The organism is Streptomyces sp. NPDC040622, assembly GCF_055593965.1.
Map to the genome: position 1 here is coordinate 623,232 of NZ_JBVIXD010000005.1, position 14,422 is coordinate 637,653.

At 68.7% G+C, this 14,422-nt stretch carries 11 protein-coding genes; 7 read left to right on the forward strand and 4 right to left on the reverse strand.

Annotated elements, in window-relative coordinates:
• The first annotated feature begins 33 nt into the window (after positions 1-33).
• Positions 34-2,376, forward strand: coding sequence for a UvrD-helicase domain-containing protein (locus tag ACZ592_RS17395; RefSeq protein WP_471582394.1), 2,343 nt, complete (start codon positions 34-36; stop codon positions 2,374-2,376).
• A 106-nt stretch (positions 2,377-2,482) separates the two neighbouring features.
• Here ACZ592_RS17395 and ACZ592_RS17400 read toward each other — a convergent pair whose 3' ends face one another.
• Complete coding sequence (locus ACZ592_RS17400; protein ID WP_471582395.1) at positions 2,483-3,616, reverse strand: hypothetical protein; 1,134 nt, start codon at positions 3,614-3,616, stop codon at positions 2,483-2,485.
• A gap of 236 nt (positions 3,617-3,852) precedes the next feature.
• Here ACZ592_RS17400 and ACZ592_RS17405 point away from each other — a divergent pair, with 236 nt between their 5' ends.
• Positions 3,853-4,368: a hypothetical protein gene (locus ACZ592_RS17405; RefSeq protein ID WP_471582396.1), complete on the forward strand. Its 516-nt coding sequence runs from the start codon at positions 3,853-3,855 to the stop codon at positions 4,366-4,368.
• A 15-nt stretch (positions 4,369-4,383) separates the two neighbouring features.
• Entirely contained in the window at positions 4,384-5,193 is an 810-nt protein-coding gene (locus ACZ592_RS17410; protein WP_471582397.1) for a hypothetical protein, read from the forward strand.
• A gap of 213 nt (positions 5,194-5,406) precedes the next feature.
• Here the strand turns inward: ACZ592_RS17410 and ACZ592_RS17415 are convergent, their stop codons facing one another.
• From ACZ592_RS17415 to ACZ592_RS17425, 3 genes are all read right to left on the reverse strand, one after another.
• Positions 5,407-6,780: a class I SAM-dependent RNA methyltransferase gene (locus tag ACZ592_RS17415; protein ID WP_471582398.1), complete on the reverse strand. Its 1,374-nt coding sequence runs from the start codon at positions 6,778-6,780 to the stop codon at positions 5,407-5,409.
• Between the two features lie 237 nt (positions 6,781-7,017).
• The gene (locus ACZ592_RS17420; RefSeq protein WP_471582399.1) at positions 7,018-9,087 is read right to left on the reverse strand and encodes an APC family permease; all 2,070 of its coding nucleotides are present in this window, start codon (positions 9,085-9,087) and stop codon (positions 7,018-7,020) included.
• A gap of 189 nt (positions 9,088-9,276) precedes the next feature.
• Entirely contained in the window at positions 9,277-11,595 is a 2,319-nt protein-coding gene (locus ACZ592_RS17425) for an MMPL family transporter (RefSeq protein WP_471582400.1), read from the reverse strand.
• Between the two features lie 234 nt (positions 11,596-11,829).
• Here ACZ592_RS17425 and ACZ592_RS17430 point away from each other — a divergent pair, with 234 nt between their 5' ends.
• From ACZ592_RS17430 to ACZ592_RS17445, 4 genes are all read left to right on the forward strand, one after another.
• Positions 11,830-12,162: an ArsR/SmtB family transcription factor gene (locus ACZ592_RS17430; RefSeq protein ID WP_471582401.1), complete on the forward strand. Its 333-nt coding sequence runs from the start codon at positions 11,830-11,832 to the stop codon at positions 12,160-12,162.
• On the forward strand, positions 12,162-12,401 hold the full coding sequence (locus ACZ592_RS17435) for a hypothetical protein (RefSeq protein WP_471582402.1): 240 nt from the start codon (positions 12,162-12,164) through the stop codon (positions 12,399-12,401). Before ACZ592_RS17430 ends, ACZ592_RS17435 begins: the two co-directional genes overlap by 1 nt.
• Before the next feature lie 198 nt (positions 12,402-12,599).
• Positions 12,600-13,268, forward strand: coding sequence for a potassium channel family protein (locus ACZ592_RS17440; protein WP_389316060.1), 669 nt, complete (start codon positions 12,600-12,602; stop codon positions 13,266-13,268).
• Positions 13,268-13,945: a potassium channel family protein gene (locus ACZ592_RS17445; RefSeq protein WP_062770899.1), complete on the forward strand. Its 678-nt coding sequence runs from the start codon at positions 13,268-13,270 to the stop codon at positions 13,943-13,945. The genes ACZ592_RS17440 and ACZ592_RS17445 overlap by 1 nt, the downstream gene beginning before the upstream one ends.
• The last annotated feature ends 477 nt before the right edge of the window (positions 13,946-14,422 follow it).

Sequence of the window (14,422 nt, forward strand, 5' to 3'; positions counted from 1 at the left end):
CGGAGGCCCCGACGAAGAACCGAGTGCCGACCGATGACCGCACGCCTGAGCCTGTACCAGAAGGCCGAGAACGAGCTGTACAAGATGGACTCCTCGGTCAAGACGAAGTTCTACGACTTCTGCCACCAGTTCCGTCTCGACCCCGACCATCCCAGCCTTGACCTCAAACCGCTCAAGGGCGATGGCCGGATCTTCCGCGCCAAGATCGACAGGTCCTACCGGGCGCTCCTGTCTAAGACAGGCATCGGCAAGGACGGCGTCGAGCAGTGGCTGATCGTGGCCGTGCGCCACCGCAAGCACGTCTACGAGGAACTCACCGTCGCGATCAACCGGATCACCGGTGAGATCGAGTTCGTCGACCTGGGCGTGGTCGGGCAGAGCGTGCTGCAACGCGCGGGGGTTCAACTCACCCCGGCGCCAGATGAACATGGCGACGACCGCGACGATGCACAAGGCAAGGCAAGCGGAGACAGCCCCCAGCCTGCAGGCGCCCCGGTTCCCGAACCGCCGTCCCCAGCCCCGGCCGCACCTGTGCTCGCCGGATGCACCGCAGAGCAACTGCGTACGCTCGGCGTGGCCGAAGCCCTCATCGAGCTCGCCCTCACCGTCACCACCGATGAGGAACTGGACGAGCTCATCTCCGGCGCACCCCGGCTCACCGCAGAGGTGCTCACCGGCCTCGGCGCAGGTCTCAGCTTCGATGAAGTCGAGCGCGAGATCACCCGGCCCGCGGCCGCCGAACTCGAACCCGGCTTCGAGGACGACATGGCCGCCGCCCTCGTGCGGACCGCGGTCACCACTGTCGACGACGACATCCGCAACGTCCTGGCCGAGGGCAACTTCCGTGCCTGGAAGGTCTATCTCCACCCCACCCAGCGCAAGATCGTCGAGCGGAACTACAGCGGTCCGGCCCGAGTCAGCGGCGGTCCCGGCACCGGCAAGACCATCGTCGCCCTGCACCGCGTCGCACGCCTCGCCCAAGCACTCCCGCCCGGCCACTCCAAGCCCATCCTGCTCACCACCTACACCAAGAACCTCACCGCGGACCTCCGCTCCAGGCTCACGTCGCTGATCGGCCAGGAGTTGCTCGCCCGAGTCGACATCAAGCACATCGACCAGCTCGCCCAGAGCGTCCTCAACGACAACATCGCCCCCGGCGCCCAGCGCAGCCTGCTCCCGCAGGAACGCGCTCTGGAACTGCTGACCGAAGTCCTCTTCGAGCACGACGAGCGGCGCTGGAGCGCCGAGTTCCTGCTCGACGAGTGGGAGCAGGTCATCCTCGGCCAGTCGATCGCCACCCGCCAGGACTACTTCAAGGCCCGTCGCGCCGGCATGGGACGCCCCCTGACCCGCCCCGAACGCGCCGCCCTGTGGAAGCTCATCGACCAGTTCACCCTGCGCCTCGGCATGGGCCGGGAAACCTGGGCCCAGGCAGCGGAGCGCGCCGCCCGCCTGGAAATGGAGCGCGCCCGCAAAATTCAGGCGCGCGGTGAACTCAAGGAAGCCATCGGCGGTGGCGACCTCATCCATCGGGACGCCACTTCTTCCGCCCAGCGCTACCTCAGCCACCGCTACCGCCACATCGTCGTCGACGAGGCCCAGGACCTCAGTCCCGCCCACTGGAAGATGCTCCGCGCAATGGTCGCGGAGGGCCCGAACGACCTGTGCATCGCGGGCGACACCCACCAGCGGATCTACGACCGCCAGGTCACCCTGTCCACCGTCGGCATCAACATCCGCGGCCGCTCCTCGAAGCTCACCCTCAGCTACCGCACGACCCAGGAGATCCTCGACCAAGCGGCCAAGGTCGTCTCCACCACCGGCTATGACGACCTCGACGACGGCACCGACACCCTGACCGGCTACCACTCCCTGCTCCGCGGCCCCGTACCGGAGATGATCGCCTGCGCAGACTGGGCCGACGAGATCAGCCAGCTCGCCAAGGCCCTCAAGATCTGGCGCCAGGAAATCACACGCCCTGCCGAGGACGGCACCGTACGCGACCCCAGCGGTGCCATCGCCGTATGCGTCGCCGACGGCGACATGGCCGGCCGCGTCGCAGCCGACCTTTATCAGAGGCACGACATCACCACTGCCACGCTCACCAAGGACGGTCCGCAAGGCGACGGGGAGGTCCACATTGGCACCATGCACCGTTTCAAGGGCCTCGAATACCAGAAGCTCGCGGTCATCGGAGTCGGCGACGGCGTCGTGCCGCGTACCTCCATCATCGAGAAATATGCGACGAGCGACCCGAACCGCTACGAACGCGAACTCAAGAAGGCCCGCAACCAGCTCTTCGTCGCCACCACTCGGGCCCGCGACGCGCTGCGCATCTCCTGGCACGGGCAGCCGAGTCCGTTTCTGCCGGTGTAGCGGAGCGATCGAGGCCAGTCAGCGAAGGGGCAGCCCCCTCCGTTCGCCGGACAAGAGTCGGCCGCCTGCCAGACACGGCCTGACCAGCGCATCGTGGTCTCGTCGGCTACCGGTCCAGGAGCTGATCAATCGCTTGGATGATGTGCTGTACGGTTCCCGGGTTGGCCGCAAGGGCTGACAGAGAGGCGCCTGGCCAGCCGTTGAAGCCCGACTCCCGCTGCGCGGCCAGCTTCTTCCCCAACTCGCCCACGGGCGGTAACGCATCCGCGAATCCGGCCACAGCTTCACGTCCCAACCGCTTGGTGATGGAGCCGAAGCTGAAGGCAAGTTCTCCGGCCGCGTCTCCGTCGTACAGCGACAAGGTCCCGACCGGCACCCACTGACCTGAAGCCTGGTAGTGGAGATTCATGCTCGGATACCTGGCGGTGCCTCCCACGAGTCGCCCCCGCTCCTGTGCGTGGTCCAACAAGGCGTTGGCGACACGACGCACCTCGGGCGTGCAGCGCCTGTCGAGGGCGGCTTCCAGTTCCTCACGCGTGCGAGGTGCACTGCGCTGCTGGCCCGAGGGGGACTTCGCGGCTGTAGCGACTTCACCGTAGACACGGGGCACCAGAACCTTCAGCTCACCAGCACCGCGGTACTGGGTCAGTTCCACTGCGTACACGTCGGTGTGGCGCATCTGGCGATTGAGAAACTCCACGATCGCGCGGAGCTCCAGTGGGATTCTGTCGGCGACGAACAGCAGACGCATTTGTCCAGCTGCCAGCCTCTCCTCCACAAGTGCCCAGAAGTCGTCCGGGGAGCGTTCATCCAGCAACTCCCCGTACACCTCAGCCAGATCACGGCCATCAGCCCTGCAGGTCTCTTCGAAAGAGCGCTGCAGCAGGGCCGCCGGCCAGTAGCGGGCTCCGTTGGCGGCGTAGTCGAGCATCTGCCCCACCACCGCGCGGCGGATCCGGGTGTCGGTGGCTCGTTTGACCTCCACGAGCGTCGGTACGCCTTCGGCATCGACGAAGAGGTGGTCCAGCCAGTACGCGGAACCGCCGTCCGCGCTCGTGGCCACTCCCATCTCCCGCGCCACCAGCACAAGACGCAACGGACGTCCGTCCCCCAACGTGCCGAAGTCCAGCACCCGAGGATGCCGCGCCAGCAACTCCTGGAACTCTGCTTCTGTCTCGAACCCGGCGACTTCCAGCGCCTGCAGCCCTTGCCCCAGCAAGAACACCGGCTGATCCGTCACGCCCTGCCCCTTTCAGTGAGCTGTGGCCTCGGCACTCAGCCACATGCACCCTGATTCATACCGGGAGTCACTGACACGTCGACAGAGCGAGCTCCCGATAAGCGCCACCGTCTCCGTACGTAGACCGTGCAGTACGTCCCGTCCGAACGAAGGTCCCCTCACCGCGTTCGGAATTACTACGGAAGCGGCGGGAACTGTCCCTCCCGAGGAGCACACCGGGGCCACGGGAGGACCGCATGCACGGCGACCTCAACGAGCGACAACATCATGTCCTCAGCTGGGTTGGCCAGGGCTGTCCCGACGGAATCTGGCCGGACAGCACCCACAAGGTCAGCGCTCAGGCCCTGCAGAGCCGAGGACTGATCAGAATCACCAAGCGGCGTGGGCATTGGAACGCCGCGCTCACCGACAAGGGACGGCGAGCTCTCGCCGACAATCCACCGCATCTCGGCGCCGCGCCCGAGGCACGCACGAACTACACCGACCAGCTCCTCGAAGAGCTGAGAGCCAACAACAACTACCCCGTCAAACCAGTCGAATCCGGTCCACGCTCGGTGAATTGGTCATCGCGGGTCAGCGCCGCACGTAAATCCGGCAAAATCCCCCACACGCAGCAGCTCCGTGGAAAGCAAACTGACTACGGCTACGAAATCAGGCTGACCGACATCCCCGCCTGGCAGCTCATCGATCTCACCCCCATCACCGTCCCGACCAAACTCATCCGACCCCACCGCGTGGTCGCCGCACTCTAACAACACCCACGCCACATGGGACTGACCAAAGCCGTATTCAACCGAGCCCTGCGCCTCACCCAAGCGCTCGTTACAGCCACCGAATCACACGGCCACACAACAGCACCAAGCCCTGTACCGAGCACTCCCCCGTCCCGTCACCGCCGGCACGCAGCACCGCACTTCACCATCACCGCCCAGGGTGAGCGCCTCGACGTCCCCATCCTCCAGGAACTCGACCACCACAAACACATCCCCACCGACAAAGAACGCGCCGACGCCGCAAAGCACACATGGATGTGCGTCCCCCGCTTCGACTACACCCCCGCCAACAGACTGCGATTCACCCTCCGAGGCGGCACCCCACACCGCGGAACCGAATGGGCCGACCTCGACAGCCGGCCGCTGGAAGACCAACTCCCCGAAATCATCCAAGAAGTCAACCTCCGCGGCGAAGCCGCCGAACGCAACCGCCGAGCAGAGGCGCAGGCCGAGGAAGCGGCACTGCAGCATCAGGAAAACGCCCGGCGCAACGCCCACGCCGCGTACGCCCACGCCTACCGCGTCAAGCGCCTCGAAGAACAGACAGCAACCTGGCACGAAGCCAAGCGTCTGGCCGAGTACGTCACAGCGGTACGCGAACGCGCCACACCCCTCCCCCCCCCGGACACGAACGGACTGAGATCAAGGAGTGGCTCACATTCGCCGAAGCCCACCTTCAAGAGCTCATCGACACCGCCACGACGCCGACACTGCCCACGCCGCCAACACCCAGCAGCGCCGATCTCGCACCGCTCCTCGCCCAGAAGGCGTTTGCAAACCGCACTTCCCCTCATTCGCAAATGAGGCCATAACCGACAGGGGCGCACCAAGAAACGGCAAAGACGGGGCCGCAGGACTTCACGCCCGATACCTGCCATCTGCGAGGACGCACGCCTGACGCCCCATCAGAAGGTGCGTCAAACGTGCGTCACGAGGGCTCCGCGTGCGTCACTCATGCGTCAAGATATCGCCCGTAACGCCCACATCGCACATAATGCGCACGCACGAAACCGCAGATCAGGAGCCCTTCGCGGCCGGCTCCAAAATCGCCACGCACTCCACATGATGCGTCATCGGAAACAGATCAAACGCCCTCAGCGTCCGCACCCGATACCCCCCCTCCCTGAAGTACCCGATGTCCCGCGCCAGCGCGGCCGGATCGCACGCCACGTACGCGATGCGGCGGGCGCCCAGGCCCACCAGGTGCTTCACCGTCTGCTTGCCCGCGCCCGCGCGCGGGGGGTCCAGGACGATCAGGTCGGCCTCCGTGATGCCCGTGCGCGGGAGGACCGCCTCGACCTTGCCCTGTTCGATGCGGACGCGGTCGAAGGCCGCGAGGTTGTGGCGGGCGTCCTCCACCGCGCGCTTGCCGGACTCGATGCCGAGCACCGCGCCCTTCTCGCCGACGCGGTCCGCGAGGGCGCCGGCGAAGAGGCCGACGCCGCAGTAGAGGTCGAGGGCCGTGTCGCCCTTGCGCGGGGTCAGGCCCTGCATGACGGCGAGCATCAGCGTCTCGGCCGCCTTCGGGTGGACCTGCCAGAAGCCGCCGTTGCCGACCCGGTACGTGCGGCCGTCGGCGCGTTCGCGGACGAAGGGGCGGCCGTGGACGCGGTGGACGCCGCCGTCCTGTTCGGCGACGCGCAGGACCGAGACCGGCTTGTCCAGCTCGACCAGGGGCAGGCGCGCGCCCGGCTTCGGGGCGAGGATCACCTGACGGTCCTGGGAGCCGCTCGCCGCGATCGCCTCGACCGACGCCATGCCGGACCAGTCGTGCTTCTCGATGCCCAGCTCGGAGACGCCGGTCGCGGCGATCATGCAGTGCTCGACGGGCTCGACCTCGTGCGAGCGGTGGCGGCGCAGGCCCGCGTTGCCGTCGGGGTCGACCGCGTACTGGACGCGCGTGCGCCAGGCGGGGACCTCACCGGGCGGCAGCTTGTCGCCCTCCGCGGGCATGACCGTGCCGTCCCAGCCGGCCTCCTCGGGGGTCAGGCCCGCGAGGCGCTGGAGCTGCTCGGCGATGACCTCGCCCTTGAGGCGGCGCTGGGCGCCCGGCTTGGCGTGCTGCCAGTCGCAGCCGCCGCAGCGGCCGGGGCCCGCGTAGGGGCAGGGGGCCTCGACACGGTCCTTGGAGGGGTCGAGGATCGTCACGGCGTCGGCCCGCAGGAACCGCGCGCCCTCCTCGCCCTCGGTCACGCGCGCGATGACCTTCTCGCCGGGCAGCGCGTGCCGTACGAAGAGCACCTGGCCCTCGTCCGTACGGGCAATGCAGTGGCCGCCGTGGGCGACGGGGCCGATCTCGACCTCGTACTCCTGCCCGACCAGCGGGACGCCCGGCTCGGCGGCACCCGCCCGGGCGTTCCCCGCCTGCGACTTCTTCGGTTCTGCCTGCATGGCGGGGTGACTCCACAACGTAAAAGGGGAACGGCCGGACAACAGCCCACCAGTCTACGTGGGTGTCGTCCGGCCGCTCGCCACGAGCCGGTCGAAGGAGGGTGCCCCGCCGGGGTCAGGCCTTCAAGGAGGGTGCCCCGCCGGGGTCAGGCTTTCAAGGAGGGTGCCCCGCCGGGGTCAGGCCTTCAAGGAGGGTGCCCGCCAGGGTCAGGCCTCCAAGGAGGGTGCCCGCCAGGGTCAGGCCTTCTTCGTCGGTTCCTTCTTGTTCTGCTCCTTGGTGCGCCTCGGCTTCTCCACCGGGCCCCGCCGCACCGCACCCGGCGCGTTCCACTCCGAGCGCCTGCGGGCCCGCTTCTTGGCGGCCTCGGAGGAGTCGAGCTGGTACGGGACCGAGGTGACCATCACGCCGGGCGTGAAGAGCAGGCGGCCCTTGAGGCGCAGCGCGCTCTGGTTGTGGAGCAGGTGCTCGTACCAGTGGCCCACCACGTACTCGGGGATGATCACGCTGACGACGTCGCGCGGGCTCTCGCGGCGCAGGTTCTTCACGTACTCGATGATCGGCCGGGTGATCTCGCGGTACGGGGAGTCGAGGACCTTTAGCGGCACGGTGATGCCGCGTCGCTCCCACTCCTCCTTGAGGGCCTTGGTCTCCACCGGGTCGACGTTGATGCTGAGGGCTTCCAGGGTGTGGGAACGCATCAGCTTCGCGTAGGCCAGGGCGCGCAGCGTCGGGCGGTGGATCTTGGAGACCAGGACGATCGAGTGGACCCGCGAGGGGCGCACGCTGTCGTCGTTCGGGGTCTCCGGGGCGGCGATCTCCTCGGCCACGCGGTCGTAGTGGCGACGGATCGCCGACATCGTCGCGTAGAAGATGCACATGCCGAGCAGCGCGACCCAGGCGCCGTGGGTGAACTTGGTGACCAGGACGACGACCAGGACCAGGCCCGTGAAGAAGGCGCCGAAGGTGTTGATCGCGCGGGAGCGGATCATGTGGCGGCGCTTGTTCGGGTCCTTCTCCTTGGCCAGGTGGCGGTTCCAGTGCCGGACCATGCCGATCTGGCTGAGGGTGAAGGAGACGAAGACGCCGACGATGTAGAGCTGGATGAGGCGGGTCGAGTCCGCGCCGTAGATGACGACGAGCAGCGCCGCGGCGCCCGCGAGCAGCACGATGCCGTTGGAGAACGCGAGGCGGTCGCCCCGGGTGTGCAGCTGGCGCGGCAGGTAGCGGTCCTGGGCCAGGATCGAGCCGAGCAGCGGGAAGCCGTTGTACGCGGTGTTGGCCGCGAGGAAGAGGACGAGCGCGGTGGCCGCGGCGAGCACGATGAACAGGAAGCTGCCGTTGCCGAAGACCGCCTCGGCGACCTGGGAGATCACCGGGTTCTGGACGTAGTCGCTGCCGACGGCGACGCCGTTGTGGATCAGATCGTGCGCCGGTTTCTCGGCCATGTGGACGTTGGTCGCCATGGCGAGGCCGATGATGCCGCAGAACATGGTGACGGCCAGGCCGCCCATGAGCGCGAGCGTCGTCGCGGCGTTCTTCGACTTCGGCTTGCGGAAGGCCGGGACGCCGTTGCTGATCGCCTCGACGCCGGTGAGCGCCGCGCAGCCCGAGGAGAAGGCCCGCAGGAGCAGGAAGACGAGGGCGAAACCGGCCAGGCCCTGGTGCTCCGGCTTGATCTCGTAGTCGGCGGTGGGTGCCTTCATCGTGTCGCCGAGGACGATGCCCCGGAAGGCGCCCCACACGATCATGATGAAGACGCCGGCCACGAAGACGTACGTCGGGATGGCGAAGAGCTTCCCGGACTCCCGCACGCCGCGCAGGTTCATCACGGTGAGGAGCACGATCACGGCGACCGCGCAGAGCACCTTGTGCTCGACCACGAACGGGACGGCGGAGCCGAGGTTCTCGATGCCCGAGGAGATCGACACGGCCACGGTCAGGACGTAGTCGACGAGCAGGGCGCTCGCGACGGTGAGTCCGGCGCGGGGGCCGAGGTTGGTGTTGGCGACCTCGTAGTCACCGCCGCCGCTCGGGTACTCGCGCACGTTCTGGCGGTAGGACGCCACGACCGTGAACATCAGCACGACGACCGCGACGGCGATCCACGGGCTGAAGTGGTAGGCCGACACACCCGCGATGGAGAGGACGAGAAGGACCTCTCCCGGCGCGTACGCCACAGACGAGAGCGGGTCGGACGCGAAGACGGGGAGTGCGATGCGCTTCGGCAGGAGCGTTTCTCCGAGCCGATCACTGCGCAGTGCGCGCCCGATGAGGATCCGTTTGGGCACGTCGGTCAGTTTGGACACGCAGAGGATCGTAAGCGTTCGAATGGGGGCGCGCCCACCCACCACCCCCATCTGCACCCGTTCTCGGCCTTGTGCGATCCTGCGCCCCTCTTCATTTCCGGCATCAGGCCTGGAAGAGGGGCGCAGGGCGGCCGCGAGGGCCCGTTTTCCGGCGTCCGGCCGGACTTTTAGGCGTCGTCCACTGATCCTTCAGTACTGTCCGCTGAGCGGACGGGATTCCTCCGTCACCGGGCCGCCGTACCGCCGCGAGGCCAACGCCTGCGCCCTGTGGATCGCGCGGGACGGCCACCAGGTGGCGCGCCCGAGGAGGAGCAGCGCCGCGGGCAGGATCATGACGCGGATCACGAACGCGTCGAGCAGGACGGCCGCCGCGAGGACGAAGCCCATCTGCTTCATCTCCAGGATGTGCAGCATCACGAAGCTCGCGAAGACTGTGACCATGACGATCGCCGCGCTGGTGACGACCTTGGCGGAGGACGCGATGCCCTCGAGGACCGCCTGGCGCGTCGGCACGCCGTTCAGGGCGGCCTCGCGGATCCGGCTGACCACGAAGACCTGGTAGTCCATCGACAGCCCGAAGAGGATCACGAAGAGGAAGAGCGGGACGCGCGAGGAGATGCCGCCGAGCGAGACGAAGGACAGCAGTTCCTCGGCCCAGTCGCCCTGGAAGACGAGGACGAGCAGTCCGAGGGCGGAGGCGACGGAGAGCATGTTCAGGACGGCGCCGAGCAGCCCCAGGACGACCGAGCGGAAGGCGAACACCGTCATGACGAAGGTCATCAGGAGCAGGAAGCCGAGCACGAGCGGCAGCTTCTCGTTCTGGTGCTCGACGTAGTCCGTGCCGCGCGGCACCTCGCCGGTGACGGCCGTCTCGACGCCGGACAGCTTGCCGACGGTCGCGGGGAGATAGTCGTCGCGGAGGTGGTCGAGCGAGTCCTCCGCCTTCTTCGAGTACGTGGGGTGCGGGGCGTTCAGCTCCAGAGTGGTGGTCCTCCGGTCTTCCGAGGAGCGGATGAGCGGAGCACCTGAGGGGTGCGAGAAGAGGGGGTCGGACGCGGCCCGGCGGTCGAGCGCGGTCAGGGCCTCGCGCACGTCACCGGCGTGCGACGCCTCGGCCCGCACCACGACCAGGTGCCGGACGCGCTGCTCCGGGAAGGCGTCGAGCAGCCTGTCGTACCCCTGCATCGCCTCGATGTCGCGCGAGAAGCTGTCCCGCGCCGGGTTCTTCAGGTTCATGTCCAGCGCGGGCACCGCGAGCCCCAGCATGGCGAGGACCGCGAGGCACAGGGTCAGCGCGGGGTGCTTGCGGGCGGGGGCGAGCAGGGCGTTCCAGACGCGGCCGGGCTTCTTCTCGCCGTACGTGTCGTGCGCGCTGGGCATGTCGCGTGTGCCGGGCGTGGTGGGCGTGCCAGCCGTGTCGGGCGTGGGCGTGCCGTACATACCGTACGTACGGACCGTCTTGCCCCGGGCGAGGCGTTTGGCCGCACGGCGTTCGGCCCGGCGGCCGAGCTTGACCAGGAGCGCGGGGAGCACCGTGACGGAGCTGGCCACGGCCACCGCGACGACCAGGATGGTGCCGCTGGCGAGCGAGTCGAAGATGACGTCACCGGCGAGGAAGAGCGCGGTGGTGGAGACGATCACCGCGATGCCAGAGACGACGATCGCGCGACCCGCGGTCGCCGCGGCGGCCTCGACGAGCGCCTCGGAGGTGAGCCGGCCGCCCGCGCGGGCCCGCTCCTCCCGTTCGCGCTTGAGGTAGAAGAGCGTGTAGTCGACGCCCACGGCCATGCCGATGAGCAGGATCATGCTCATCCCGACGCCGGTGTCGGGCAGCAGGTGCGAGACGAGCATCGCCAGGCCCATGGACGCCATGATCGAGGTGACGGCGAGCAACAGCGGTACGCCGACCATGACGACCGAGCCGAAGACCACGGCCAGCGTGAGCAGCGTGATGGGCAGCGTGATCGCCTCGGAGAACTGCAGGTCCTTGTTGCGCTGGTCGCCGACGCCCTTGCTCACGGAGGCGTCGCCGGTCTCCTCGATCACCAGGTCCGGGTGGGCCTTGGCCACCTTCTCGGTCTGGGCCTGCAGCGGCGGCACGTGCTCCTGGTCGTCCTGCTCGGAGCCGTTCAGCTCCACCTGGACCCGCAGGACCCGGCCGTCCGCGGAGCGTACCGGCGCCGCCACCGCGGCGACCTCGGGCAGCGCCTTCATCCGCGCGGTGACGTCCTTGACCGCCGCCGCGGCCGCCGCCTCGTCCAGCGGGCCCGACGCGGCGCGGATCAGGACCTGCTCCGTGGAGCGCAGCTGCACGCCGCCCTCGGTCGCCAGGGCCTCGGCCCGGCCCGCCTCGCCGACGCGGAAGTCCTGCGAGGTCGCGCTGTTCATCCCCGCGGCGATCCCGCCCCCTAGGCAGAGCGCCACGAACACCAGCCATCCGACGATCGCCCGCCCCGGATGCAGTGCGCTCCATCGGGCCACGCGCACCGTGACCGATCGCTGTCTCATCTCTCCCCCATCCCGTGGCACGTCCGTCGCACCCTCTTCGCGCTTCAGCGCCTCAGCGCCTCAGCGCCTCAGTGCTTCAGTACTTCATGTGTAAGCGGAGACTGACAGGTGAAGGATTGAGCCGTCAACTGTCATTCGTAGACCCGACATGGGCGGCCGGAGGCGGATTGACAGCGGAACCCGTCATGCGTAAGCCTTGACTGACAGGTTTCGGGACCAGCACGAAGGCGGGCCATGGACAGCGAGGAGCTACTGGCTTTTCTCGCGGCGGTCGGCCACGCGCAGCGCATCCGGATCATCAACGAGCTCTCCGCGGGACAGCTGTACGTCAGCGAACTCGCCCGGCGGCTCGGGGTGTCCCGTCCCCTCCTCTACATGCATCTCGAACGCATGGAGAAGGCCGGCCTCGTCGTCGGCCGCCTGGAGCTGTCGGACGACGGCAAGGCGCTCAAGTACTTCGAACTGGCGCCGTTCGACGTGCGGTTGAACGTGGATACGATCGTCGCCGCCCTCCACCAGGACCAGGCGGGCGAGGACGAACAGCACTCATCAAGGGGGACGTCCTAGTGGACGACGTGATCATCCCGGTCGCCTTTTTCCTGATACTCGCCGGCGCCATCGTCGCCGTCGCCTACTTCCAGTCGCAGCGCAACCGCGAGCGCGACCGCCAGTACGCCGAGGCCATGCACGGCTACCGCGAGGCCGTGGAGCGGGCCAGGTCGGAGCAGGAGGCGAACCGTCTGCAGCTCGTCGAGCTCGGCCACCGCCTGGAGAAGGTCGAGGGCCTGCTCCGCAGCGTGGACTGAACCCACGGAACCCTGGCTCCTCCCGCGTCCGCTCTCGCGTCCACACGAGTGAGTGCAAGGGACCGGTTGCGGCTTAAGCTCGTCTCTTGGCAACGCCGCACGCTGTTGCCCCGTTGTTGCCAGCAGACTGAGAGAGAAGAGTGAGCACGATGTTTTCGCAGGTCAGCGGGATGACCAGGAGTGCGGGGTAAAAGACAGGTGCACATCGTCATCATGGGCTGCGGGAGAGTCGGGTCCGCTCTCGCACAGAACCTGGAACAACAGGGGCACACCGTCGCCGTCGTCGACCAGGACCCCACGGCCTTCCGCCGCCTCGGCTCCGGCTTCGGCGGCCGCCGCGTCACCGGCGTCGGCTTCGACCAGGACACCCTGCGCGAGGCCGGCATCGAGGAGGCGGGCGCCTTCGCCGCCGTCTCCAGCGGCGACAACTCGAACATCATCGCCGCCCGCGTGGCCCGCGAGATGTTCGGCATCGAGAACGTCGCGGCCCGCATCTACGACCCGCGCCGCGCCGAGGTCTACCAGCGCCTGGGCATCCCGACGGTCGCCACGGTCCGCTGGACCGCCGACCAGATGCTGCGCCGGCTCCTGCCGTCCGGTGCCGAGCCGCTGTGGCGCGATCCCACCGGCGGTGTGCAGCTCGCCGAGGTGCACGCGTCCCCCGCGTGGATCGGGCACAAGATCAGCCAGCTGCAGGAGGAGACCGGCGTCCGCGTCGCCTTCCTCACCCGGCTGGGCGAGGCGGTCCTGCCGACCTCGCAGACGGTCCTGCAGGAAGGCGACCTGGTGCACGTGATGATGCGCACCGATCAGGTCGACAAGGTCGAAGCGGCGTTCGCCGAAGGCCCCGAGGAGGGCGGTCACTGATGAGGGTCGCCATTGCCGGAGCCGGTGCGGTGGGTCGTTCCATCGCCGGTGAGCTCCTGGAGAACGGCCACGAGGTCCTTCTCATCGACAAGGCGCCGACCGCCATCTCGGTCGAGCGCGTCCCGCAGGCCGAGTGGCTGCTCGCCGACGCCTGCGAGATCACTTCGCTGGACGAGGCGGCGCTGCAGCGCTGCAATGTGGTGATCGCCGCGACCGGTGACGACAAGGTCAACCTCGTCGTCTCGCTGCTCGCCAAGACCGAGTACGGCGTCCCGCGGGTCGTCGCTCGCGTCAACAACCCGAAGAACGAGTGGCTCTTCAACGAGTCCTGGGGCGTCGACGTCGCGGTCTCCACGCCGCGTCTGATGTCCGCGCTCGTCGAGGAGGCGGTCAGCGTCGGCGACCTCGTGCGCCTGCTCCGCTTCAGCCACGGCGACGCGAACCTCGTCGAGCTGACGCTGCCGCCCGAGTCCGCCCTCGCGGGCACGCAGGTCGGCGACGTCCAGTGGCCCGAGGACACCTCGCTGGTCACGATCATCCGCGGTACGCGCGTGCTCGCGCCGACCGCGGACGACTCCCTGGAGGCGGGTGACGAGCTCCTCTTCGTGGCCGCGCAGGCGCGCGAGGAGCAGCTGGAGGATCTGCTTTCGGTGCGGCGTGAGGATGCGGTGGGCTGAGGCCGCCCCGGCGAACGTGGCTGAGGGGCACCCGGAGACTTCCGGGTGCCCCTCAGCTGTTGCCGACGTTGTCGGCGCTGCCGGCGCTGCTGGGTTCGGCGCCGGGCCGGGCGCCGTGGGGTGCTGCTGCGGCTTCCCGTCGGGCGACTGCGGGGCCGTCCCTGGCCGGGCGCGCAGTTCCCCGCGCCCCTCAGACAGCGCCCGCCGGAGCCCATGCCGTCCGCGCCCACGAGGCCGCCACGACCCCCCGCCGGGCGACTGCGGGCCGACCGTAGCCGGGCGCGCAGTTCCCCGTGCCCCCCAGACAGCGCCCGCCGGAGCCCTACCCGCCCGCGCCCACGAGGCCGCCACAACCCCCCGCCGGGCGACTGCCGGCCGACCGTAGCCGGGCGCGCAGCTCCCCGCGCCCCTGGGCAGGGCGTCTGCCGTCACTGTCGCTTCAGTGCCGAGAGCCCAGGAGGCTGCCGCGATCACCGT

Bases quoted from the DNA above. Each gene is read 5' to 3' on its own strand.
- ACZ592_RS17415 (WP_471582398.1), bottom strand. From the start codon at position 6,780: ATGCAGGCAGAACCGAAGAAGTCGCAGGCGGGGAACGCCCGGGCGGGT.
- ACZ592_RS17430 (WP_471582401.1), top strand. From the start codon at position 11,830: ATGGACAGCGAGGAGCTACTGGCTTTTCTCGCGGCGGTCGGCCACGCG.
- ACZ592_RS17395 (WP_471582394.1), top strand. From the start codon at position 34: ATGACCGCACGCCTGAGCCTGTACCAGAAGGCCGAGAACGAGCTGTAC.
- ACZ592_RS17425 (WP_471582400.1), bottom strand. From the start codon at position 11,595: ATGAGACAGCGATCGGTCACGGTGCGCGTGGCCCGATGGAGCGCACTG.
- ACZ592_RS17405 (WP_471582396.1), top strand. From the start codon at position 3,853: ATGCACGGCGACCTCAACGAGCGACAACATCATGTCCTCAGCTGGGTT.
- ACZ592_RS17445 (WP_062770899.1), top strand. From the start codon at position 13,268: ATGAGGGTCGCCATTGCCGGAGCCGGTGCGGTGGGTCGTTCCATCGCC.
- ACZ592_RS17410 (WP_471582397.1), top strand. From the start codon at position 4,384: ATGGGACTGACCAAAGCCGTATTCAACCGAGCCCTGCGCCTCACCCAA.